Source organism: Gluconacetobacter tumulicola (assembly GCF_014174215.1).
Taxonomy (GTDB): domain Bacteria; phylum Pseudomonadota; class Alphaproteobacteria; order Acetobacterales; family Acetobacteraceae; genus Gluconacetobacter; species Gluconacetobacter tumulicola.
Genome location: NZ_JABEQL010000011.1, coordinates 90,209 through 109,947 on the forward strand (window position 1 = coordinate 90,209; position 19,739 = coordinate 109,947).

At 67.8% G+C, this 19,739-nt stretch carries 19 protein-coding genes; 10 read left to right on the forward strand and 9 right to left on the reverse strand.

Annotated elements, in window-relative coordinates; all coding sequences use genetic code 11:
• Positions 1-25 precede the first annotated feature (25 nt).
• Entirely contained in the window at positions 26-517 is a 492-nt protein-coding gene (locus HLH29_RS10070) for a transcriptional repressor (RefSeq protein ID WP_182966347.1), read from the reverse strand.
• Between the two features lie 170 nt (positions 518-687).
• Between HLH29_RS10070 and HLH29_RS10075 the strand changes: the two genes are divergently transcribed.
• The 3 genes from HLH29_RS10075 to HLH29_RS10085 are packed head-to-tail and all read left to right on the forward strand — an operon-like array spanning position 688 to position 3,327.
• Entirely contained in the window at positions 688-1,611 is a 924-nt protein-coding gene (locus HLH29_RS10075) for a metal ABC transporter solute-binding protein, Zn/Mn family (protein ID WP_246374089.1), read from the forward strand.
• Complete coding sequence (locus HLH29_RS10080; protein ID WP_246374090.1) at positions 1,608-2,453, forward strand: metal ABC transporter ATP-binding protein; 846 nt, start codon at positions 1,608-1,610, stop codon at positions 2,451-2,453. Before HLH29_RS10075 ends, HLH29_RS10080 begins: the two co-directional genes overlap by 4 nt.
• Positions 2,454-2,511: 58 nt before the next feature.
• Positions 2,512-3,327, forward strand: coding sequence for a metal ABC transporter permease (locus tag HLH29_RS10085; RefSeq protein WP_182966349.1), 816 nt, complete (start codon positions 2,512-2,514; stop codon positions 3,325-3,327).
• A gap of 33 nt (positions 3,328-3,360) precedes the next feature.
• Here HLH29_RS10085 and HLH29_RS19870 read toward each other — a convergent pair whose 3' ends face one another.
• A complete protein-coding gene (locus HLH29_RS19870; protein ID WP_275944166.1) occupies positions 3,361-3,486 on the reverse strand; it encodes a hypothetical protein in 126 nt (41 codons plus the stop codon).
• A gap of 37 nt (positions 3,487-3,523) precedes the next feature.
• Positions 3,524-4,021 (reverse strand): flavin reductase, encoded by a 498-nt coding sequence (locus tag HLH29_RS10090; protein WP_182966351.1) that lies wholly within the window; start codon positions 4,019-4,021, stop codon positions 3,524-3,526.
• 105 nt (positions 4,022-4,126) lie between these two features.
• Here HLH29_RS10090 and HLH29_RS10095 point away from each other — a divergent pair, with 105 nt between their 5' ends.
• The 3 genes from HLH29_RS10095 (at position 4,127) to HLH29_RS10105 (ending at position 8,220) form a co-directional block, all read left to right on the forward strand.
• Positions 4,127-5,182: an enoyl-CoA hydratase/isomerase family protein gene (locus HLH29_RS10095; RefSeq protein WP_182966353.1), complete on the forward strand. Its 1,056-nt coding sequence runs from the start codon at positions 4,127-4,129 to the stop codon at positions 5,180-5,182.
• A gap of 69 nt (positions 5,183-5,251) precedes the next feature.
• Entirely contained in the window at positions 5,252-6,670 is a 1,419-nt protein-coding gene (locus tag HLH29_RS10100) for a protein adenylyltransferase SelO (RefSeq protein WP_182966355.1), read from the forward strand.
• A gap of 101 nt (positions 6,671-6,771) precedes the next feature.
• Positions 6,772-8,220 (forward strand): sugar porter family MFS transporter, encoded by a 1,449-nt coding sequence (locus HLH29_RS10105; protein ID WP_182966357.1) that lies wholly within the window; start codon positions 6,772-6,774, stop codon positions 8,218-8,220.
• 207 nt (positions 8,221-8,427) lie between these two features.
• Here the strand turns inward: HLH29_RS10105 and HLH29_RS10110 are convergent, their stop codons facing one another.
• Positions 8,428-8,946, reverse strand: a complete 519-nt coding sequence (locus tag HLH29_RS10110; RefSeq protein ID WP_182966359.1) for an EamA family transporter — start codon at positions 8,944-8,946, stop codon at positions 8,428-8,430.
• 461 nt (positions 8,947-9,407) lie between these two features.
• On the opposite strand from HLH29_RS10110, the gene HLH29_RS10115 reads away from it, so the two are divergent.
• On the forward strand, positions 9,408-9,695 hold the full coding sequence (locus tag HLH29_RS10115; RefSeq protein WP_182966361.1) for a hypothetical protein: 288 nt from the start codon (positions 9,408-9,410) through the stop codon (positions 9,693-9,695).
• 61 nt (positions 9,696-9,756) lie between these two features.
• Here HLH29_RS10115 and HLH29_RS10120 read toward each other — a convergent pair whose 3' ends face one another.
• A complete protein-coding gene (locus HLH29_RS10120; protein ID WP_182966363.1) occupies positions 9,757-11,745 on the reverse strand; it encodes an alpha/beta hydrolase family protein in 1,989 nt (662 codons plus the stop codon).
• A 100-nt stretch (positions 11,746-11,845) separates the two neighbouring features.
• Here HLH29_RS10120 and HLH29_RS10125 point away from each other — a divergent pair, with 100 nt between their 5' ends.
• From HLH29_RS10125 to HLH29_RS10135, 3 genes are all read left to right on the forward strand, one after another.
• Positions 11,846-13,630, forward strand: coding sequence for a DUF7168 domain-containing protein (locus tag HLH29_RS10125; RefSeq protein ID WP_182966365.1), 1,785 nt, complete (start codon positions 11,846-11,848; stop codon positions 13,628-13,630).
• A 218-nt stretch (positions 13,631-13,848) separates the two neighbouring features.
• Positions 13,849-14,430, forward strand: coding sequence for a DedA family protein (locus HLH29_RS10130; protein ID WP_182966445.1), 582 nt, complete (start codon positions 13,849-13,851; stop codon positions 14,428-14,430).
• Positions 14,427-15,368, forward strand: coding sequence for an SDR family oxidoreductase (locus tag HLH29_RS10135; RefSeq protein WP_182966367.1), 942 nt, complete (start codon positions 14,427-14,429; stop codon positions 15,366-15,368). The genes HLH29_RS10130 and HLH29_RS10135 overlap by 4 nt, the downstream gene beginning before the upstream one ends.
• Positions 15,369-15,485: 117 nt before the next feature.
• Here the strand turns inward: HLH29_RS10135 and trmB are convergent, their stop codons facing one another.
• The 4 genes from trmB to dnaJ form a co-directional block, all read right to left on the reverse strand.
• Positions 15,486-16,235, reverse strand: coding sequence for a class I SAM-dependent methyltransferase (gene trmB / locus HLH29_RS10140; RefSeq protein ID WP_182966369.1), 750 nt, complete (start codon positions 16,233-16,235; stop codon positions 15,486-15,488).
• Between the two features lie 16 nt (positions 16,236-16,251).
• Entirely contained in the window at positions 16,252-17,439 is a 1,188-nt protein-coding gene (metK, locus tag HLH29_RS10145; protein WP_182966371.1) for a methionine adenosyltransferase, read from the reverse strand.
• 167 nt (positions 17,440-17,606) lie between these two features.
• Positions 17,607-18,383 (reverse strand): 4-hydroxy-tetrahydrodipicolinate reductase, encoded by a 777-nt coding sequence (gene dapB, locus HLH29_RS10150; protein WP_182966373.1) that lies wholly within the window; start codon positions 18,381-18,383, stop codon positions 17,607-17,609.
• A gap of 158 nt (positions 18,384-18,541) precedes the next feature.
• The gene (gene dnaJ, locus HLH29_RS10155) at positions 18,542-19,666 is read right to left on the reverse strand and encodes a molecular chaperone DnaJ (protein WP_182966447.1); all 1,125 of its coding nucleotides are present in this window, start codon (positions 19,664-19,666) and stop codon (positions 18,542-18,544) included.
• Positions 19,667-19,739: the final 73 nt, after the last annotated feature.

Genomic DNA, 19,739 nt, shown 5'->3' on the forward strand with positions numbered 1-19,739 from the left:
CCGTCATTGGTGGCCGGTCCGCGCCTTATGCCGTCGCAACGTCGCGGCAGGCGGCGCACAGGCCCTCTGCCTCGACGGTCGAATGGCGCACCGTGAAGCCGATATGCCGTGTGGCATCGATCAGCGCATGCAGGATGCCGTGATCGTCCAGTTCGGTCACCTGGCCGCAGCCGGTACAGATCAGAAATTGCGCCGCATGAGGATGGCCTGCCTCGGTATGGCTGCCATCCAGCGCATGCGTGCAGCCCACGAAAGCCGACAGGCGCTCGATCTTGTGGATCAGCCCCTCTTCCAGCAGAAAATCCAGTGCGCGGTAGACCGTGGGCGGGGCGGCGCCCTTCTTGTCGGCGCGCAATCCGTCCAGCAGGTCATAGGCGCCGACCGGGCGCGCGGCCTCCAGCACCAGGCCCAGCACCTGGCGCCGCAGATCGGTCAGCCGTGAACCATGCGCGGCGCACAAGCGCTCGGCATTATCCAGCCGTGTCTCGGTCCTTTCGGCGAAACTCGTTCCCGCCATACCTGCCGCGCCATGCCCCCGATCTGTTCAGAGATGCCGCCCGAGCGGCTCCCTGGTTTCCATACGCCGGAAAGCGCGTTATATGAAGGCTTCAAATATGTTACATTATAACGTATTTTGACCTGCCAACCCTCCTGCTGACGGCCTGTCGCGTGTCTGCTGACCTTATATTGCCACTTCGTCTCGCCCGGTCGGGCCTGGTTCGCCTGGTCTGCGCCTGGCTGATGGCTGTCATGCTGGCGGCATCGGTGGGGCGGTCGGCCCGTGCCGACAGCCCGATTGCCGTTGTTGCCGCCGAAGCGGTCTGGGGCGATATCGCGCGCCAGGTCGGGGGGCCCGATGTCGCCGTGAGCAGCATCCTGACCAATCCCGCCACCGACCCGCATGCGTTCGAGGCCAGTCCGATGGATGGGCGGCGGCTGGGCATGGCGCAAATCGTGATTGCCAATGGCGGGGGATATGACGGCTGGATCGATCGGCTGATGGAGGGGGGCGGTAGCGCCGACCGGCCGGTCGTGCTGACCGTCGCGGCACTGGTCGGCTGGCGGGACGGCGACAACGCCCATTTCTGGTACGACCTGTCGATGGTGCGCGCCGTCGCGACGGCATTCGCCGCCGATTGCGGCGCGATCCGCCCCGATCGCCGTGCGGCGCTGCAGGCGCGCCTGCAACAGTTTCTGGACACGCTGGTGCCGCTTCAGCAGCGGATCGCGCTGCTGAGGGAGCGGTATCATGGGGTGCCGGTGGCCGCGTCCGAACCGATCTTCGGCCTGATGACACGGCAGATCGGTCTGACGATGCATGATGCGGACTTCCAGCGTGCGGTCATGAACGGCACCGATCCCGGTCCCGCGGAGGTTGCCGGGTTCGAACAGGACCTGGCGGCGCGGCGGGTGCGGGTCCTGATCCTGAACGAACAGACGACCGGCCCGGCCACCGAACGGCTGGACCATCTGGCGCGGGGGGCGGGCATTGCCGTGCTGCGGGTCGGCGAAAGCCTGCCGCCGGGCACGCGCTATCAGGAATGGATCGGCGGGGTGCTGGACCGTCTGGAACAGGCCCTCGCCCAAGGATCGGCCCGGGGGCCCGCATGAGCGGTCATGACGGCCATGGGTGCTGCGGCGGACCGCCCGCGCCGGCATCCCCTGCCATGCCGCCGGTCGACATGGCGCATGTCACGCTGCGCATCGGCGACCGCATTATCCTGTCCGATGTCGGGCTGGCGGTGCCTGCCGGGGCTTTCGTCGGCATGCTGGGGCCGAACGGCGCGGGCAAGAGCAGCCTGATCCGCGCCATTCTGGGCGTGGTGCCGGTGGCGGCCGGGCGGATTTCGGTCTTCGGCCGGCCGGTGGGGCGGGGCAATCACGATATCGGCTATCTGCCGCAATTCCCGGCCCGCTCGGCGCCGCGCCTGGACGGGCGCAGCTTCATTGCCGCCGCCCTGCATGGCGAACGCTGGGGCCTGCCCTGCGACTGGCGCCCCGGCCGGCATCGCCGCCATGATGCGATGGAAATCGACCGGGTGCTGGATCTGGTGGGGGCCATGCATCTGGCGCGCCGGCCGATCGACCATCTTTCGGGCGGCGAACGCCAGCGGCTGCTGCTGGCGCAGGCCCTGCTGGGGCGGCCCCGCCTGCTGCTGCTGGACGAACCGCTGGCCAGCCTCGACCCCCATCGCGCGCGGGAAGTCGTGGCGCTGGTGGATACGATCCGCCGCCAGCTCGGCATCGCGGTGCTGTTTTCCACCCATGATCTCAACCCGCTGCTGGGGGTGATGGACCGGGTGCTGTATGTGGGGCGCGGGGCGGCGCGACTGGGCACGGTGGATGAGGTCGTGACCGGCCCGGTGCTGAGTGCCCTGTATGGCATGCCGGTCGAGGTGATCCGGGCGAACGGGCGCATCTTTGTCGTTGCTGACGGGGCGGTGCAGTCGTGAGCGGGCGGTGGCGCTTCTTCTTTTCTGTTTTTCTGTCCGGAACCGGTAGCATCCGATCATGTTCGCCTTCGAATTCATGCGCCATGCCTTTGCCGCGACGGGTATCGTTGCGATCCTCTCCGGGCTGGTCGGTTATTTCATGGTGCTGCGGGGCGAGAGCTTTGCCGGCCACGCGCTGTCGCATGTCGGCTTTGCGGGGGCGACCGGCGCGCTGCTGGTGGGCATGCCGCCCTTCTGGGGGCTGATGGGCGCCACGGTCCTGGCCGGGGTGGCCATGGGGCTGGGTGGGCGCGGCACCACCCAGGGGCGGGATGTCACCATCGGGCTGGTCCTGTCCTGCATGCTGGGTTGCGGCCTTCTGTTCCTGCACTTCCTGACCACATCGGCCACCCGCGCCACGGCGTTGCTGTTCGGCAACGTGCTGGGGGTGGACCGGTCGATGCTGGGGTGGTTGCTGGTGCTGGGTGTGGGCTGCGTGCTGGCCATGGCGGCGCTGTCGCGGCCGTTGCTGTTCGCCAGCCTCCAGCCCGAGACGGCGGAGGCCCGTGGCGTAAAGCTGCGCATGGTATCCACCATCTTCCTTGCCATCGTCGCGGTCGTGACGGCGGAATGCGTGCAGATTACCGGTGTGCTGCTGGTCTTCGCGCTGATGGTCGGGCCGGCGGCGACGGCGCAGCGTCTGACGGCCACGCCGGGATGGGGGATCGTACTGTCGGTCCTGCTGGCGATCGGGGCGGGCTGGGGCGGACTGGCCCTGTCCTGGTGGACCGATTGCCCGGCCTCGTTCTGGATCAGCGCGCTGAGTACGGGTTTTTATCTGGCCGCCGGCGTCTGGCGCTTCACCGGGCGGCGTGAAAGCATCGATGCGGCCTGATGATCCTGCACGACGGGCCGAGGAACGGGCGGTTCAGGACGGCAGGGACCAGCACCACCATGCCATCAGGGCCAGCACGGTGCCCAGCCCGGCATGCAGGGCAAGCAGCATCCGGCCGTCAATGACCGGCGGGTGTTCCAGGCGGCGGCGTGAAGGCATCGCGCGTGTCTCCGGACAGTGGGATCGGCAATCGGGGTCAGTGGTCGTGGCCGCCATGCGGCACGACGTGATAGGTGCGGTTGAAATAGACCAGGCCCCCCATCGGCGCGCCGATGCGGATGGCCTCGACCACACCGAACATGACGCTGTGGGTGCCGACCTCGACAATCCGGTCGATCCGGCAGTCGAAGGAGGCCACGGCCTCTTCCAATGCCGGCGCGCCGGTTACCATCGTCGTCCAGTGGCCGACCGTGAACCGCTCGTACATGTCCAGCGGTCCGGCGAAGGTGCCTGAAATGTCGCGCTGGCCGGCGGACAGGACATTGATGCAGATCGGCCCGCCGGTATGAAAGGCATCGCGCGCGCGTGATGCGCGGTTCATGCACACCAGCAGCGTGGGCGGGGCGTCGCTGACGGAACAGACGGCCGAAGCGGTGAAGCCCACCGGGTCGTCCAGCGTGCCGGTCGTGACCACATTCACTGCCGCGCCCAGCCGCGCCATCGCGTCCCGATAGGTCTGGGAGTCCACACTCATGCCCGCGCCCTTCCTGCCGTCGTCCATTCCTGTAGGGGCGACATCTTCATCATTGACCGTTCTGGCATAGTATCACGACAGGGAAAACGGAAGGAACTCATCATCATGCAGGCCGACGCGACGGACGATACGCTGCTGGTCTCCCGCCAGGGCCGCCTGGGGCGGCTGACGGTCAATCGCCCCAAGGCGCTGAATGCGCTGGATATCACGCTCTATCGCGGGATTGCCGCGGCGCTTGCCGCATGGCGGGATGACCCGGCGGTCGAGACGGTGCTGATCGACAGTACCAGCCCCCGGGCGTTCTCGGCCGGCGGGGACCTGCGGGCCCTTTATACCCTGGCGCGCGACGCGGGGCCCGATGCGGCGGCGCAGGTGTTCCGTGCGGGCTATCGGCTGGTTTCGGTCCTGGCGGGGTATCCCAAGCCGGTGGTGTCGTTCATGGACGGGATCACGATGGGGGGTGGGGTCGGGCTGGGTGCGCATGTCCGTCACCGGATCGTGACCGAACGCAGCGTGCTGGCCATGCCCGAGGTCGCGATCGGGCTGACGCCCGATGCGGGCGGGTCTTACCTGCTGTCCCGCGCGCCGGGGCTGTACGGGTTGCGCCTGGCCCTGACCGGTGGCCGGATGCAGGGCGGGCAGGCCGTGGTCGCGGGCTTTGCCGATCGGATGCTGGCGGCGTCGGACCTGCCGGAGCTTGCGGCCGCCCTCGCCCGGCGGCCGGCGGGTGAGGTGGTGGATCTGGCCCCTGCCGTCCCGCGCCCGGTTCAGGAGGAACTGGCGGCGATCAACGCACTCTATGACGCGCCGGACCTGGGGACGATCCGCGACCGGCTGGCGTGCAGCGCCGAGCCGTGGGCGGCCGAAGACCGCGAGGCGATGGAGCAGGCCTCGCCCCTGTCGCTGCTTGTCACGTTCCGCGCCTGGCATGCCGCGCGCCGCCTGCCGGACCTGAACACGGTGCTGGAGCAGGAATATCGCCTGGTCGGCAACCTGATCCGCCTGCCCGATTTCACCGAGGGCGTGCGGGCCAAGATCGTCGACAAGGACAACGCGCCACGCTGGCTGGCGGGTGAGGCGCTGGGCGATGCGGCGATCGAGGCCTGTTTCGCCCCCCGCCCCGATACGCTGGACCTGCCCGTCTTTCCCGAACCGGCGTGACCGCGCGCCGTTTTCTCTCCGCGCCCTTTCGGGCAATCGCCCCCCGCCCTCGATCCGAGGTTTCGACCCATGCCGTTCTCTGCCGCCTATCATCCCGCCCGTGAGCATCTGACGCTGGGGGATGCGTTCTACGACCCGGTGGAAGCGGCGCGCTTTCCCGAACATATCCTGCGCTTCCGCAACCAGGACGCGGCGGCGCGGATCGGGCTGGATACGCTGACCGACGCGGAATGGATCGATCATCTGGGGCGCTTCGTCCCGCTGCCCGACGGGCTGCCGACGCCGCTGGCGCTGCGCTATCACGGGCATCAGTTCCGCCAGTACAATCCCGACCTGGGCGATGGGCGGGGCTTCCTGTTCGCGCAGATGCGGGACGCGCGCGACGGCAGGCTGCTGGACATTGGTACCAAGGGCAGCGGCCGCACGCCGTGGTCGCGCGGCGGGGACGGGCGCCTGACCCTGAAGGGCGGGGTGCGCGAGATCCTGGCCAGTGAAATGCTGGACGCGCTGGGCGTGAACACCTCGCGGACGCTGAGCGTGATCGAGACCGGAGAGCGGCTGCAGCGTGGGGACGAGCCGTCGCCCACCCGGTCATGCGTGCTGGCGCGGCTGAGCCATTCGCACATCCGTGTGGGAACTTTCCAGCGCCTTGCCGCGCTGGAAGACCGGGCCAGCCTGACGCGGCTGGTGGACTATGTCATGGCCACCTACTTCCCCGACACTCATGGCGGGGACAATGCGGCGACGTCGCTGTTCGACATTGCCTGCACCCGCATCGCGCGTCTGGCGGCCCAGTGGATGGGGGCGGGATTTGTGCATGGTGTGCTGAATACGGACAATATCAACATCACGGGCGAAAGCTTCGATTACGGCCCGTGGCGCTTCCTGCCCCGATACGACCCTTCGTTCGTCGCAGCCTATTTCGACCAGTCGGGCCTGTATGCATTCGGGCGCCAGCCCGAGGCCGCGCTGTGGACCCTGGCGCGCCTGGCGGAATGCCTGATTCCCCTGACGGAAATCGAAGATCTTCAGAAGATCTTCGACGATTTCCCGGATCGTTATGAAGTGGAGATGAATGGCGTCATCGTGAAACGCCTTGGTTTGTCACCGCTTTCCAGAAATGATGACCGCGAACTGTCGGCGGAGACATGGACGTTTCTGGAACGATCGGGAATAGGATTTGAAAATTTGTTCTTCGACTGGTATGGTGGAACACAGAGCAGGCATCGGGCGCTCAACGGGCCCAATGCCCATTTCTATGCGGGTGCGGAGTTCGAGCCGCTGCGTCGGCAGATCGATGCCTATTCCCCGCGACCGGATCTGGATCTTTCCAGTCCGTATTTTTCCCGATCCGTCCCCTGCACCATGCTGATCGACGCAGTGGAGCGGATATGGCAGCCGATTGCAGACCAGGATGACTGGAGCATGCTCAATGACACGCTCGCGTCGATCCGGGACATGAAGGCTGCCCTTTCGCCTGCCGCCTGACGGCGGCACGGTTCGGGATACCGGCATGGCAATCCGGCCATCCGGGGGCGTCTGTGGAGCAAGGAGTTCCAGGGCAGATCTTTCCGAACACGGAGAACGGAATGCAGAATTTCTCACCGCAAGCGACAAGCCTGGCCCATGTGTCCGAATATGAGATTTCGGATAACGCGCGGCTGACCCTCTGGCTCGCAGCCGCCGTGGCCGCCATATGTGGCGGCCTCTACGGCTACGACACCGGCATCATTTCGGGTGCCTTGCTGCTGATCACGCGGGATTTTCATCTGAGCAGCACGGCGCAGGAGTTCGTGGCCTCGGCGATCCTGGCCGGCGCCGTGATCGGTGCCGTGGGCACCGGCTGGCTGTCCGAACGGTTCGGCCGCCGCACCACCGTCATGATCGTCACTGCCGTCTTCGTGACGGGGGCGCTGGCCTGTTCGATGGCGCCCGATGTCGGCACGCTGATCGCGGCCCGTATCTATCTGGGCCTCGGCGTCGGCGGATCGACGCAGGTGGTGCCGATGTATATCTCGGAACTGGCGCCGGCGGCAAAGCGCGGGCGGCTGGTCACGCTGTTCAACGTGGCGATCGGGATCGGCATCTTTCTTGCCAATATCGTCGGTTTTGCGATGCGCGATGCGTGGGGATGGCGGCCGATGATCGCGATTGCCGCCGGTCCGGCGCTGGTCGTGTTCATTGCCATGTTCTTCCTGCCGCGCAGCCCGCGCTGGACGGCGGAGAACCGGGGATTGAAGGCTGCAATCCGCGAACTGATCAAGGTTCGCACGAGTCATCGTGAGATCCATAAGGAAATTAAGAAGATTCACGAAGCTGCCGAAAATGTTTCCGACGATCAGCGGGGATGGCGCGGTCTTTCCCAGCCCTGGGTGCGGCCGGCCCTGATCGCGGCGTTCGGTGTGGCGTTCTTCACCCAGTGCGGCGGATTGGAGATGATGATCTATTACGCCCCCACCTTCCTGTCGGATGCCGGGTTCGGCCATTCGGCGGCGCTGCTGGCCAGCGTGGGTGTGGCGGTCGTCTATCTGGCGATGACGCTGACCGGCTCGCTGGTCGTCGATCGGGTCGGCCGTCGGCGGCTGATGCTGATCATGGGGCCGGGTTCGGTCCTCAGCCTGATCGGGCTGGGGCTGATGTTCATGCTTCATCCCGACAAGGGCAGTGTCGGCAGCTGGATGATCATCGCCTTCCTGCTGCTGTTCATGATGTTCAATTCGGGTGGCATTCAGGTCGTCGGCTGGCTGCTGGGGGCCGAGATGTTCCCGCTGCCGATGCGCGGCACCGCCACCAGCCTGCATGCCGCCACCCTGTGGGGCAGCAACCTGCTGGTGACCAGCACGGCGCTGACACTGGTGCAGACGATCTCGCTGGGCGGGACGATGTGGTTCTATGCCGGGGTCAACCTGGCATCGGTCCTGTTCGTCTATTTCCTGGTTCCGGAAACGCGCGGTGCCTCGCTTGAGGATATCGAGAAGGCGCTGCAGGAAGGGCGCTTCCGGCCGCGTCGGGGACAGACGGCCATCGTGGAGCAATAGCGGCATCATGCCACGGTGGCCGGGTCGGATGGAGCGGGGCGTCATGCCTTGCGGCCATTCCACCCCGTCTCCGTAGGGCATCGACGCAGACTCGCCGGTAGCAAGGCCGGCGTTGCGTTCGATCGATGGCCGGGTGCGAGACTATCGGGAGTATCCGGCGAAGATCTGCGAACGGCCGGCATGCCCTGATCAGACGATGTGCGACGCTCAACCCGCCTTCTTTCTCAGTCCGGCAACGACCAGGCCGAGCAGCCTGAGGAAAACGGCGGTGAGTGCTGCGATCTGTGCTCCTGTCACGCTTTCGCCGAGCAGCGCCGAGGCCAGCACCATCGTCACCGCCGGAGATGGAACCGTGATGGAGCTTGCGACGGAAACGTCGATATGGCGCATCGCGTTGAACCAGACGATCAGTTCCAGATAATAGGCGAGGCCCATGGCGATCGCGAAGACCTGGAACCGTCCGTCGAACGCGGCGCTGAAGGTCGGGCCGCTTCCGTCGATGGCGAGCGTCAGCGGAAACAGCAGGGCCACGGACACGGCGAGCCGGGACACCGTGACCTGATGGGGCGTGACCTGGGTGCTGGCCAGCGCCTCGCGGAGGATGACGTGGGCGATGCTCCAGAGGGCTGGAACCGCCAGGGCCAGCACGAACCACGGGGATAGCCCGTCGGGTCGCCAGGTTCCTTTCGTGGCCAGAAAATAGGGCGCGGCCAGCACCAGCAGCATGAAAGCGCATTCGCTCCGGCTTTTGCGGCGGCCGAGGCCATGGCTTCCAGCCCCGCTGCGAAGAGCGGATAGGCTTGCAGGGCGATTGCGGCATTGACCGGGCCTGCCTTCTCGAAGGCGAGTACGTAGAGCCAGGTCGACAGGCCGAACAATGCTCCGGTGAACAGCATGACGGGGAGCGACCGTGTTTTCTTCGGCGACGGCGACGTGTCGGAGAACGGACCCCGTTCTTCCGATCGCCATTCGCGAATGAAGAGCGGCAGCGAGAACAGAAATTGCCAGACCGACAGCCAGAAGGCGAAGGCGAGCGCGTGGGTTCCGTAGGCCGGCCGCTGGCGATGATCGGCATCACACATGTCGTCATGGATGCCGCCGCCGCTGATGAACGAGGTCGCTTCGCGCTGGATCGAAGACGGAACGGTTGAACAATTGAAGGCAAGCCAGCGCACGCATGCCGCGCGATGGCGCGCGAGGCGCTGGCGGATGTCGCGTGGCATACCGATACCTGCGGATCGCATCTGTGGCTGCCGCTTCCCGGCCATTGGCAGGCCGACGCCTTCGCGGCGGCGGCTGCGCGCGCGGACGTCCTGGTGACGTCGGCTGGTGCCTTCCTTGTGCCCGGCCATCATGCGCCCGCAGCCGTGCGGCTCTGTCTCAGCCATGAGGCGCTGGATGGGCGGGTAGAATGGGGGTTGGGAATCCTCGCGGGTCTTCTGGAGGCCGGTTGTCCCGAAATCCATCCGGTCTGATACCAGCTTGCCACTGATTTGATCGTGAACGGGTGTCCCAAGAGCAACGCCCCTGGCTTGTTCACATGCCGGAAAGCACCACACGTTCCGTCACATCCGGTACGGTAAACCCGAAGATCCGGCCGTAAAAATCCAGTTCCAGTTCCAGCGCGCGGCGTACCGTCTCCTCGCGCCGGAAGCCGTGGGCTTCGCCTTCGAACGTATAATGCGCGCAAGGCACCCCGCCGGAGGCCAGTGCGTCGGCCATGGCCTGGGCTTGGGCGGGGGGGACGACCGCGTCGGCGAGGCCGTGCAGGAACAGGACCGGCGTGCGGATGGCGTCGGCCTGGGTCAGGGGCGAGCGGGCCAGATAGGTGGCTTCGGCCTCGGGCCAGGGGCCGACCAGGCTGTCGAGATAGCGGGATTCGAATTTATGGGTTTCCTGCGCCAGGGCGCGCAGGTCGGTGACGCCGTACAGGCTGGCGCCGGCGGCGAACAGGTCGGACCCCGCCAGGGCCAGCAGCACGGTCAGGCCGCCGGCGCTGCTGCCGCGAATGGCGATGCGGGCGGGGTCGACGCGGCCGGTCGCGACCAGATGGCGGCAGGCGGCGATGCAGTCTTCCACGTCCGCCACGCCCCACTGCCCTTCCAACTGGCGGCGATAGGCGCGGCCGAAGCCGGTCGAGCCGCGATAATTGACGTCGACCACCGCGAAGCCCCTACTGGTCCACCATTGGACCTTGAAGGCGAAGGCGCTGGCGGCGCGGCCGGTTGGGCCGCCATGGGCCATGACGATCAGCGGCGGCTTTTCATCTGCGGGGCCGCGGAAGCGGCTGTTGGCGGGGGGATAGAAGAAGGCGTGGCCGGTATGCCGCCCGTCGGACGAGGGAAAGTCGGGCATGGGGAAGCGGATCGTTTCGGCGCGGGCGATGTCGCCGGGGGCGAGGTCCAGCGTGGTGGCGGCGCGCAGCACGCGTGACGGCGCGCCCATGCGGCCATGGCGTACGGCGGGTGCGCCGTCCGGTGGGGTGTCGAGCCATGCCAGCGAGCCGTCGGCCAGCATTGTCGGGCATTGGGCGGGATGGCCCAGCGCCACCGGGCGGGCGACCGGTCCGGTGAGATGCAGGGTGCGGGCCTCGCCATGTTCGATGGCGATGGCCAGGATGGTGCCGTCGGGGAGAGGCTGGTAGCTGCGCAGGCCGAAGACCCAGTGCGGCAGGCCGATTTCGGCCTCCATCGGCGCGATGGCTTCCGGCGCTCCGTCCGGCACGGCCCAGCGTGTCAGGTTCCACCAGCCGTCATGGTCGGAGGCGGCCAGTAGCGTCGCGGGGCCGGCCCAGGCCGGTTCGATGACGGAGGCGCCGTCATCGGCCAGTGTGCAGATGTCGGCCAGTGCGGTGCCGGCATCGTCCGATGTCAGCCGGCCCAGGCGCAGCCGGGTGGCATCCCACGGCATGGCGGGGTGGTCCCACTCGATCCAGGCCAGCCAGGCGCCGTCGGGCGACGGGCGGGGGGAACTGAGGAAATCGGGGCCGGAGACCAGCACCCGGCCGGCCTGCGTCGCCGGGTCGGCCTCGCCGTCGGTGGCGAAGGCGACCAGGGTGGAGACCGGTTCGCCGGGTGCGCGATGGTCCTCGCGCACGCAGAACAGCGTGGTGCCGTCGGGCGAGAAGGCAAAATCGGCGAAGCGCAGGCCGGGCACCGTGCCGAGGGCGCGGGGAGCCGTGCCGGGCGTGACGATCCAGACGCTGCCGTCCGGCCGGTGGCTGAAGGCGATGCGGCCGCCGGCCGCGACATAGGCGCCGCCGCCATATTCATGGGCGCGCGTGCCGATATCGAACGGCGCGGGCGTGATGTCGCGGATGCCGTCGGTGCCGGTCCAGCGCACCAGAACGGTTCGTCCGGCTTCGGCCGGGCGTGTCTCCAGCCAGTAGACCGCCTCGCCGTCGGCCTGCACGCTGCCCAGCCCCAGGGTCTTGCCGGCCACCAATGCCGCCGTCACGGGAGATGGCCATGTGCCGTAGGGGCGGATGGCGGGTTCGGGGCCGGTCCCGGCGGTCGGGTCGGTCATGCGGTACTCCTGTTCCGGGTGCCGGTGGCCGGCAGGCTTTCTCTTCCCGCCACACACCCATAAGTTGACGACACGGAGCCCCAAGAGAACACGAGCGACAATGACGCAGCAACGGCACATCGGCGGACGAGCGAAGAACGGTACGGACGGGTCCTCGGCCGGTCCGGGATGGCTGGACGAGCAACTCTCCGAAGTGCAGGACGAGGCGATCCGCTGTCTCGCGCCCGGCAGGATCGACGACCTGATCGAGGGCTGGATTCCCGACGCACGGTCGGCCACCGACCTGCCGCCCGACGCCGCGCTGGCGCGCATGACGCTGGCCCTGGCCATGGCCACGACGCTGGCGCTGTTCACCCAATCGGGCAGCGGCCAGACCGCTTTCGATCGTCTCGCCCGGCAGCGCCGCGTCGCCGCGCATCATCTGCCCGTAATGGATGCCCTGCGCCGGACGCGCTTTCGCGTCGTCAGGGTGGAGGTGCCGCACGGGGAGAACGCGGCGGATGTCCGGGACGTGGCGTCCGGCGAGGTGTTGCGGATCGTGGACGAGGGCGTCATGCCGGAGACGGCCGGTCTTCGCCTTGCCGTATGGGTCGTTCCGGACAATGGCGGGGGAAATCGGTTCACCGGCCCCGTGGTTCCGCTCGACGATGACGCGTTCGCCGTCGTCGAGGGCTTTATCCGTCCCGGCCGTTCCGGCCTGGTCAATCCCCTGCGCTGCGCGGAGGCTGTCTATCGTCATGTCGTCCGCAATGGTCCCATGCATGTGCCGGGCTTCGATGGCGAGGTGGACGCTCTCTTCGCGGACGACGACGATCTCGCCATCCTCGCAGGGGAATGGTCGCGTGCCGACGGGGCGCGCGATCCGGAGGACGTCCTGTTCGTGCGCGCGCAAAGCGATCCCGATACGGTCGTCGGCGTGATGATCGCGATCGTCGGGGCCCGGTTGGCGGGCCGCGACCGGCTGGCTGGCGCGTGGGAGGAGATCGCCCGCCTCCAGATCGAGACGATCGACCGGCGTGTGCGGATTTCGCCTTCCGCCCTCACGCTCGAAGCCCTGGACAGCTTCGTGGCGCGGCTGATGGCGACGGGTGAGATTCCATCGTCGGTCCGGCAGGTTTTCATCGAGATGCGGCATGTCGTCGCCCGGCCGGGAAAAGACCGCCCCGCGGATGGTCGCGCCGATCTGGATGCCCTGATCGCCCGTATTCAGGCGCTGCGCGCCCGGACCGTGGAACGGGGCTGCACCGAGGAGGAGGCCCTGGCCGCCGCCGCGAAGGTCGCGGAATTGCTGGACCGCCACGGTCTCAGCCTGAGCGAGCTGGATGTCCGCAACCAGGCCTGCGAGAGCGCGATCGTGGAGACGACGCGCAAGCGCGCGGGGCCGCTCGACGACTGCATCCCCTCGATCGCGGCGTTCTTCGATTCCCGCGTCTGGGGCGAGACGAACGAACGGGGCATGTTGCGCTATGTGTTCTTCGGCCTGCCCGCCGATGTCGCGGCCGCCTGTTATCTTTACGAACTCGTGGAACGGGCGTTCGAGACGGAGGGCGCGCTGTTCAAGGCCGGCGAGACCTACCGCGCCATGCCGTCGACGCTGCGGCGTACGGCCACGCATTCGTTCCAGCATGGCCTGGCCCACGGCATCATGGAAAAGCTGCGCATGCTCCGCGAATCCAGGGAAACCGCCCTGCGGGGAGGCGCGTCGGGGCGCGATCTCGTCGTCCTGAAAGCCGGTGTCGTTGATGAGGAAATGGCGGCGCTCGGACTGCGCCTGCGTGCGCGGACGCGCTCGGGAGGCCGGCGCGTGCTGCGGGACGTCTATGATCACGGCCACCAGACGGGGCTGGATTTCGACTATCGGCCCGGCCTCGGCAGAGCCGGGTGAAGGTCCTGTCGCCGATGGGGCGCCGGCGTAGCTTGGGCGGGCATGTGGCAGAAGGAGCGATGGCGCGGCGCGGGGGCTCTTCCGCTTCTTGACTTGACAGCGCGCCGACCAGGCGGTTCCTCACCCTCTTGGCCTCACTGGACGGGTCTGGTCCGCTGCTTCATTCCTTCGAATCTCTTTTCGTGCAGTATGGTTATGGCGTGATCGCGGTCATCGTCATGCTGGAGAGCATGGGGCTGCCCCTGCCGGCCGAGACGCTGATCATTTCCTCGGCACTCTATTGTGCCGCGACGCATCGGCTGGAGATCGGCTGGGTGGCGGCGGCGGCGATTGCCGGGGCCATCATGGGCGACAATTTCGGCTATCTGATCGGCCATAGTTTCGGCCATCGGCTGCTGGAGCGCCATGGCGGCAAGGTGAGGCTGAACGAGCGGCGCCTGCTGCTGGGGCGCTATCTGTTCCGCCGCCATGGCGGCAAGGTGGTGTTCTTCGGCCGCTTCATCGCCATCCTGCGCGTCTTCGTCGCCCTGCTGGCGGGGGCGAACCGGATGCCGTGGCATACGTTCCTGTTTTTCAATGCGTTGGGCGGTATCGGCTGGGCCGGCGGCTATGCGCTGGGGGCGTATTATCTGGGGCATGAGGTGCTCAACCTCTCTGGCCCGGTCGGGCTGGCGCTGGGAGGCGTCGCCACGCTCGTCCTGGGGGGCAGCTTCCTTTTCCTGAAGAAGAACGAACTGCGCCTGACCGAGGAGGCGACCCGTGCCGCCGAGCGGGAACAGAAAGGGGAATCCGTGCCATGAGCGCGAAATGGACCATCGACAGGGCACCGGACCTGACGGGCCGTACCGCCGTCGTGACCGGGGCGACGGGTGGCCTGGGCTACGAGACCGCGCTGGGTCTGGCGTCGCGCGGGGCGACCGTGCTGCTGACGGGGCGCGATCCGGCGCGCGGTGCGCGGGCGGTGGCGTCCCTGCGCCAGCAGGTGGCGGATGCGCGGGCGGAGTTTCTGCCGCTCGACCTGGCCTGCCTGCGGTCGGTCGCCGATTTCGCGCGCGGCCTGGCGGAACGGACCGACACCCTCGACATTCTGGTGAACAATGCCGGGGTGATGGCCGCGCCCCGCCGACAGGAGACGGCGGATGGGTTCGAAATGCAGTTCGGCACCAATTATCTGGGCCATTTCGCCCTGACCGGCCGTCTGCGCCCCCTGCTGCTGCGCGCGGCGGGTGGCGGACGGGTGGTCAGCGTCGCCAGTCTGGCGGCATGGCAGGGGCATATGGTCTTCGACGATCTTCAGGGCCGGCATCGCTACACGCCCTTCAGCGCCTATCAGCAGAGCAAGCTGGCCAACCTGATCTTCGCGCTGGAACTCAGCCGCGTGGCGCAATCCGCCGGCTGGCGCCTGCATTCCATCGCCGCCCATCCCGGCTGGGCGCGGACCGACATCGCCGTCAGCCGTTCCTCGGCGCCGCAGGGCATCGCCGAACGGCTGATGCGCCGCCTCGTCCGCGTGGGGTTTCGCTATCTGGGCCAGTCGGCCGAGGCCGGGGCGCGGCCGATCCTGTTCGCCGCCACGGCGCCCGATGCGCGGGATGGCGGCTATTACGGCCCCGGCGGACGGGGCGAGCGGCGCGGCCGGGTGACGGAGGCGCGCATTCCGCCACAGGCCCTCAGCCTGTCGGTGGCGCGGCGTCTGTGGAGTGTTTCGGAGCGCCTGACAGGGGTTGCGCTGTCCTGATCTCGGGGGCTTTGCCCCCGAACCCCCACCAAAGGGCAGTCGCCCTTTGGAAACCCGATCATTTGGTGCGTTTCCAAAGGCTCAGCCTTTGGCGGGGTGCGGGGCAGAGCCCCGCTCTTACCGGCGGATGAAGGTCCAGTACAGCGGCTGGCGGCCCGCTTTCAGGGCCTTGGCCTCGTAGCGCGTGGGCGGCCAGCCTTCGGGGCGGGTGGTGGCCGGCGGCGCGATGTCGAACAGGTCCTGCGCGCCCATGACCTCTTCGACCCAGGCCTGGTAGGTCGGGTCGTCGCTGGCGACGCGCCAGATCGCGCCTTGCTTCAGCGCGCGGGCGACCAGGGCGATATTGGCCGGGTGGACGAAGCGCCGCTTGGCGTGCCGGGCCTTGGGCCAGGGATCGGGGAACATCAGGAACATGCGGTCGAGCGACCGTTCGGGGAGCGCACGCAGGAGGATGCGTGCGTCTTCGTCCCAGATCCGCAGCAGGTCGGGGACCGGGGCCGTGGCCTCCTGATCGTCGGGCACCAGGCGCGACAGCAGGGAACACAGGCCGTTTTCGAAGACTTCGCTGGCGATGTAGCCGATATCGGGGTGGGCTTCGTGCTGCGCCAGCGAATGTTCGCCGCCGCCGAAGCCGACCTCCAGCCAGATTTCGGCCGGTACGCGGCCGAAGGCGCGCGCGGGATCGTCCAGAAGGCTCTGGTCGAGGCGCAGGCGGGGCAGGGTTTCGTCCAGCAGGCGCTGCTGGCGCGGCCGCAGCGGATGGCCGCGCTGGCGGCCATAGAGCCGGTCGGGTGACGCCTTGACGGAAACCGTGGGCGTCCCTGCCTCGTCAGCCGAGGCAGGGGTTTTCGTTTCGGATACCGTCACGGGGTCCCCGGTGTGATCAGCGGTTGAACGCACCACGCAGCGCGTCCACCAGATCGGTCTGTTCCCACGTGAAATTGTCGCGGGCGGCGTCGGGCGTGCGGCCGAAATGACCGTAGGCCGAGGTTTCGGTATAGATCGGACGGTTCAGGCGCAGATGCTTGCGGATGCCGCGCGGCGTCAGGTTCATGACTTCGCGCAGCACGCGGCCCAGCTTTTCCTCGTCCACGTCGCGGCCGGTGCCGTCCAGGTCGACATAGACCGAGAGCGGGTGCGACACGCCGATGGCGTAGGAAATCTGCAGCGTGCAGCGATCGGCCAGGCCGGCCGCGACCACGTTCTTGGCCAGGTAGCGGCAGGCATAGGCCGCCGAGCGGTCGACCTTCGTCGGGTCCTTGCCCGAGAACGCGCCGCCGCCATGCGGGGCCGCGCCGCCGTAGGTGTCGACGATGATCTTGCGCCCGGTCAGGCCGCAATCGCCATCGGGACCGCCGACGACGAACACGCCGGTCGGGTTGGCGTAGAATTCGTCATCCGGGCACATCCAGCCTTCCGGCAGCACGTCCACCACGATCTCGCGCAGGGCCTCGCGGATCGCGGTCTGGCTGGCGCCTTCGTCATGCTGGGTCGAAATGACGACCGAGGTGGCACCCACCGGGCGGCCGTCGACATAGCGCAGCGTGACCTGGCTCTTGGCGTCGGGCTGCAGGTTGGCCACGCGCGCGTCGCCGGCCTTACGCAGGTCGCGGATGCGATGCAGGATGGCATGGGAATAGAACAGCGGCGCCGGCATCAGCGTCTCGGTCTCGCGGGTGGCGAAGCCGAACATGATGCCCTGGTCGCCCGCGCCTTCGTCCTTGTCGCCGGCGCTGTCGACGCCGACGGCGATGTCGGCGGACTGCGCGTGCAGGTAGGATTCGATCGTCGCGTTCTTCCACGAGAAGCCGGACTGGTCATAGCCGATGTCGCGGATCGCGGCGCGCGCGCCTTCGATCAGGGCCTCGGTGGTGACGGAGGCCGGGCCACGGACTTCGCCGGCCAGGACCACGCGATTGGTGGTGACCAGGGTCTCGCACGCAACACGGGATTCGCCATCGGCCGCCAGATAGGCGTCCAGCACCGTATCGCTGATCCGGTCGGCAACCTTGTCGGGATGGCCTTCGGATACCGATTCCGATGTGAACAGAAAATCACCTTTGTTACGCATGATGGTCCTGTCTGTCTCGTACGGGGATAGGGAACGACACCGCCACGCATGCGGGGTCCGGGCGGGTCCGTTTGGCCGAGTACCTACAAATCGTCAAGTATTTTTGCGGGATACCACGTTCCCGCAAGGGAATTGCCGTGACGGATCGTTTCGGGACGCGAAACTGTTCAGTGAAGCCCCAGAACGTCTTCCATGCTGTACAGCCCCGGCGGGCGACCCCGCAGCCACAGTGCGGCCCGCACCGCGCCGGTGGCGAAGACGCGCCGGTCGAAGGCGCGATGTGTCAGGGCGATCTGTTCGCCGGCCGAGGTGAAGGTCAGCGTATGTTCCCCCACGATCTGTCCGCCGCGCAGGGATGCGAAACCGATCGCGTCGGCCTGGCGGGGGCCGGTATGGCCGGTGCGTCCGGATTCCATATGGCTGGGCAGGTCGATGCCCCGCCCGTCGGCCACTGCCTGGCCGATCACGAGTGCGGTGCCGGATGGTGCGTCGACTTTCTGCCGGTGGTGCATTTCCAGGATTTCGGCGTCATAGACCGCGGAGGGCAGCACTTCGGCCATCTGGCGTGCCAGGCGCGTGACCAGGGTGACGCCCGGTGAGTAATTCGCGGCCTGGACGACGGGGATGGTGCGGGCGGCCGTGGCGACTTCCTCCTGGTCGATGTCCGACAGGCCGGTCGTGCCCAGCACCCAGGCCACCCCCGCTTTCGCCAGGGCGGCGGCGTGCGTGCGGACGGTGACGGCATGGGTGAAGTCGATCACCGCATCGCACAGCGGGGCCAGATCGTCGAGCGTGGCGAACAGGCCCTCGGACCTGTCGGCATGCGGGTCGCGGCTGGTGCCGCCAGCCAGGGTGGCGCCGGCCGCCGTGACCTCTTCGCGCAGGAGGCGCCCGACGCGCCCGTTGATGCCGGCGATGCCGATCCGCATCCTGTCTGTCGTCATGTCATGAGTCCGGAAAACGGGTGGCGGCGCGACCGGGGGATCGCGCCGCCTGGATTATCCATGGTGCGAGTTGGGGGGATCACCATGGATAAGCGGATTTTCTACCCCCAACCAAAAGGGCGTTCAACAGCGCGTATCGTCGGCGGCGCCGCCGATCGTCAGAGCTTGCCTTCGAAGAAATCGCGGACCTTGCTGAAGAAGCCCGTATTCTCCGGATTGGCGCGCGCGTGGTCGTCGGCCTCGGCCTCGAACTCCTCCAGCAATTCGCGCTGGCGCTTGGTCAGGTGGTGCGGTGTCTCGACCGAAACCTGGATATACATATCCCCCCGCGCGGAGGAGCGCAGGACCGAGAACCCCTTGCCGCGCAGGCGGAAATTCTCGCCGGTCTGAGTGCCGGCGGGCACCTTCACCTTGGCGCGGGACCCGTCGACGACCGGGACCTCGACCTCGGTGCCCAGGGCGGCCTGGGTCATGCGCAGCGGCACCCGGCAATAGATGTTCGCCCCGTCGCGCTGGAAGATCGGGTGCGGTTCGACCGCAATATGCACATACAGGTCGCCCGGCTGGGCACCCTTGCCGCCGGCCTCGCCCTCGCCCGACAGGCGGATGCGCGTGCCGTCCTCGACCCCGGCCGGGATCGCGATTTCCAGCGTCCGGTCGCGCTCGACCGTGCCGGTGCCGCGGCAGGCGGTGCAGGGGTTGCGCACCACCTTGCCCGCGCCATGGCAGGTCGGGCAGGCGCGCTCGACCAGGAAGAAACCCTGCTGCGCGCGCACCTTGCCCGCGCCGTGGCAGGTCGGGCAGGTTTCGGCCCCCTGGTCGCGGTCGGCAGATCCGGTGCCGTCGCAGGATTCACACGCCACGCGCGTCGGCACCGTGATGGGCTTCTTGACGCCCGAAAATGCCTCGGTGAAGGAAATCGAGATCTGGACCTGGATGTCGCTGCCCGACCGGCGGCCGCCGCGGCGGCCGCCCATCATGTCGCCGAACATCTGCTCGAAGATGTCGCCCAGCCCGCCGCCAAAATCGAAGCCGCCGGCGCCGGGGCCGCCGCCCTCGAACGCCGCATGGCCGAACCGGTCGTAGGCGGCGCGCTTCTGGTCGTCCTTCAGGACATCGTAGGCTTCGCTGATGTCCTTGAACCGGGCCTCGGCCGACGCGTCGCCGGGATTGCGGTCCGGATGGTACTGCATGGCCAGCCTGCGATACGCCTTCTTCACCTCGTCGCCATTCGCATCGCGGGAGACTTCAAGTACGGCGTAGTAATCAAGCTTGGTGGCCATCATGGTCCTCATTGGCGGGACCGCTTCGCGACAGACCGGAGCATCGTTGCGCCGGCCGGAATGCGGCCCTGTC

Excerpts from the sequence above, each read along its gene's own strand:
- HLH29_RS10070 (WP_182966347.1), bottom strand. The coding sequence starts at position 517 with ATGGCGGGAACGAGTTTCGCCGAAAGGACCGAGACACGGCTGGATAAT.
- HLH29_RS10080 (WP_246374090.1), top strand. The coding sequence starts at position 1,608 with ATGAGCGGTCATGACGGCCATGGGTGCTGCGGCGGACCGCCCGCGCCG.
- HLH29_RS10085 (WP_182966349.1), top strand. The coding sequence starts at position 2,512 with ATGTTCGCCTTCGAATTCATGCGCCATGCCTTTGCCGCGACGGGTATC.
- HLH29_RS19870 (WP_275944166.1), bottom strand. The coding sequence starts at position 3,486 with ATGCCTTCACGCCGCCGCCTGGAACACCCGCCGGTCATTGACGGCCGG.
- HLH29_RS10090 (WP_182966351.1), bottom strand. The coding sequence starts at position 4,021 with ATGAGTGTGGACTCCCAGACCTATCGGGACGCGATGGCGCGGCTGGGC.
- HLH29_RS10095 (WP_182966353.1), top strand. The coding sequence starts at position 4,127 with ATGCAGGCCGACGCGACGGACGATACGCTGCTGGTCTCCCGCCAGGGC.
- HLH29_RS10100 (WP_182966355.1), top strand. The coding sequence starts at position 5,252 with ATGCCGTTCTCTGCCGCCTATCATCCCGCCCGTGAGCATCTGACGCTG.
- HLH29_RS10105 (WP_182966357.1), top strand. The coding sequence starts at position 6,772 with ATGCAGAATTTCTCACCGCAAGCGACAAGCCTGGCCCATGTGTCCGAA.
- HLH29_RS10110 (WP_182966359.1), bottom strand. The coding sequence starts at position 8,946 with ATGCTGCTGGTGCTGGCCGCGCCCTATTTTCTGGCCACGAAAGGAACC.
- HLH29_RS10115 (WP_182966361.1), top strand. The coding sequence starts at position 9,408 with ATGGCGCGCGAGGCGCTGGCGGATGTCGCGTGGCATACCGATACCTGC.
- HLH29_RS10120 (WP_182966363.1), bottom strand. The coding sequence starts at position 11,745 with ATGACCGACCCGACCGCCGGGACCGGCCCCGAACCCGCCATCCGCCCC.
- HLH29_RS10125 (WP_182966365.1), top strand. The coding sequence starts at position 11,846 with ATGACGCAGCAACGGCACATCGGCGGACGAGCGAAGAACGGTACGGAC.
- HLH29_RS10130 (WP_182966445.1), top strand. The coding sequence starts at position 13,849 with ATGCTGGAGAGCATGGGGCTGCCCCTGCCGGCCGAGACGCTGATCATT.
- HLH29_RS10135 (WP_182966367.1), top strand. The coding sequence starts at position 14,427 with ATGAGCGCGAAATGGACCATCGACAGGGCACCGGACCTGACGGGCCGT.
- metK (WP_182966371.1), bottom strand. The coding sequence starts at position 17,439 with ATGCGTAACAAAGGTGATTTTCTGTTCACATCGGAATCGGTATCCGAA.
- dapB (WP_182966373.1), bottom strand. The coding sequence starts at position 18,383 with ATGACGACAGACAGGATGCGGATCGGCATCGCCGGCATCAACGGGCGC.
- dnaJ (WP_182966447.1), bottom strand. The coding sequence starts at position 19,666 with ATGGCCACCAAGCTTGATTACTACGCCGTACTTGAAGTCTCCCGCGAT.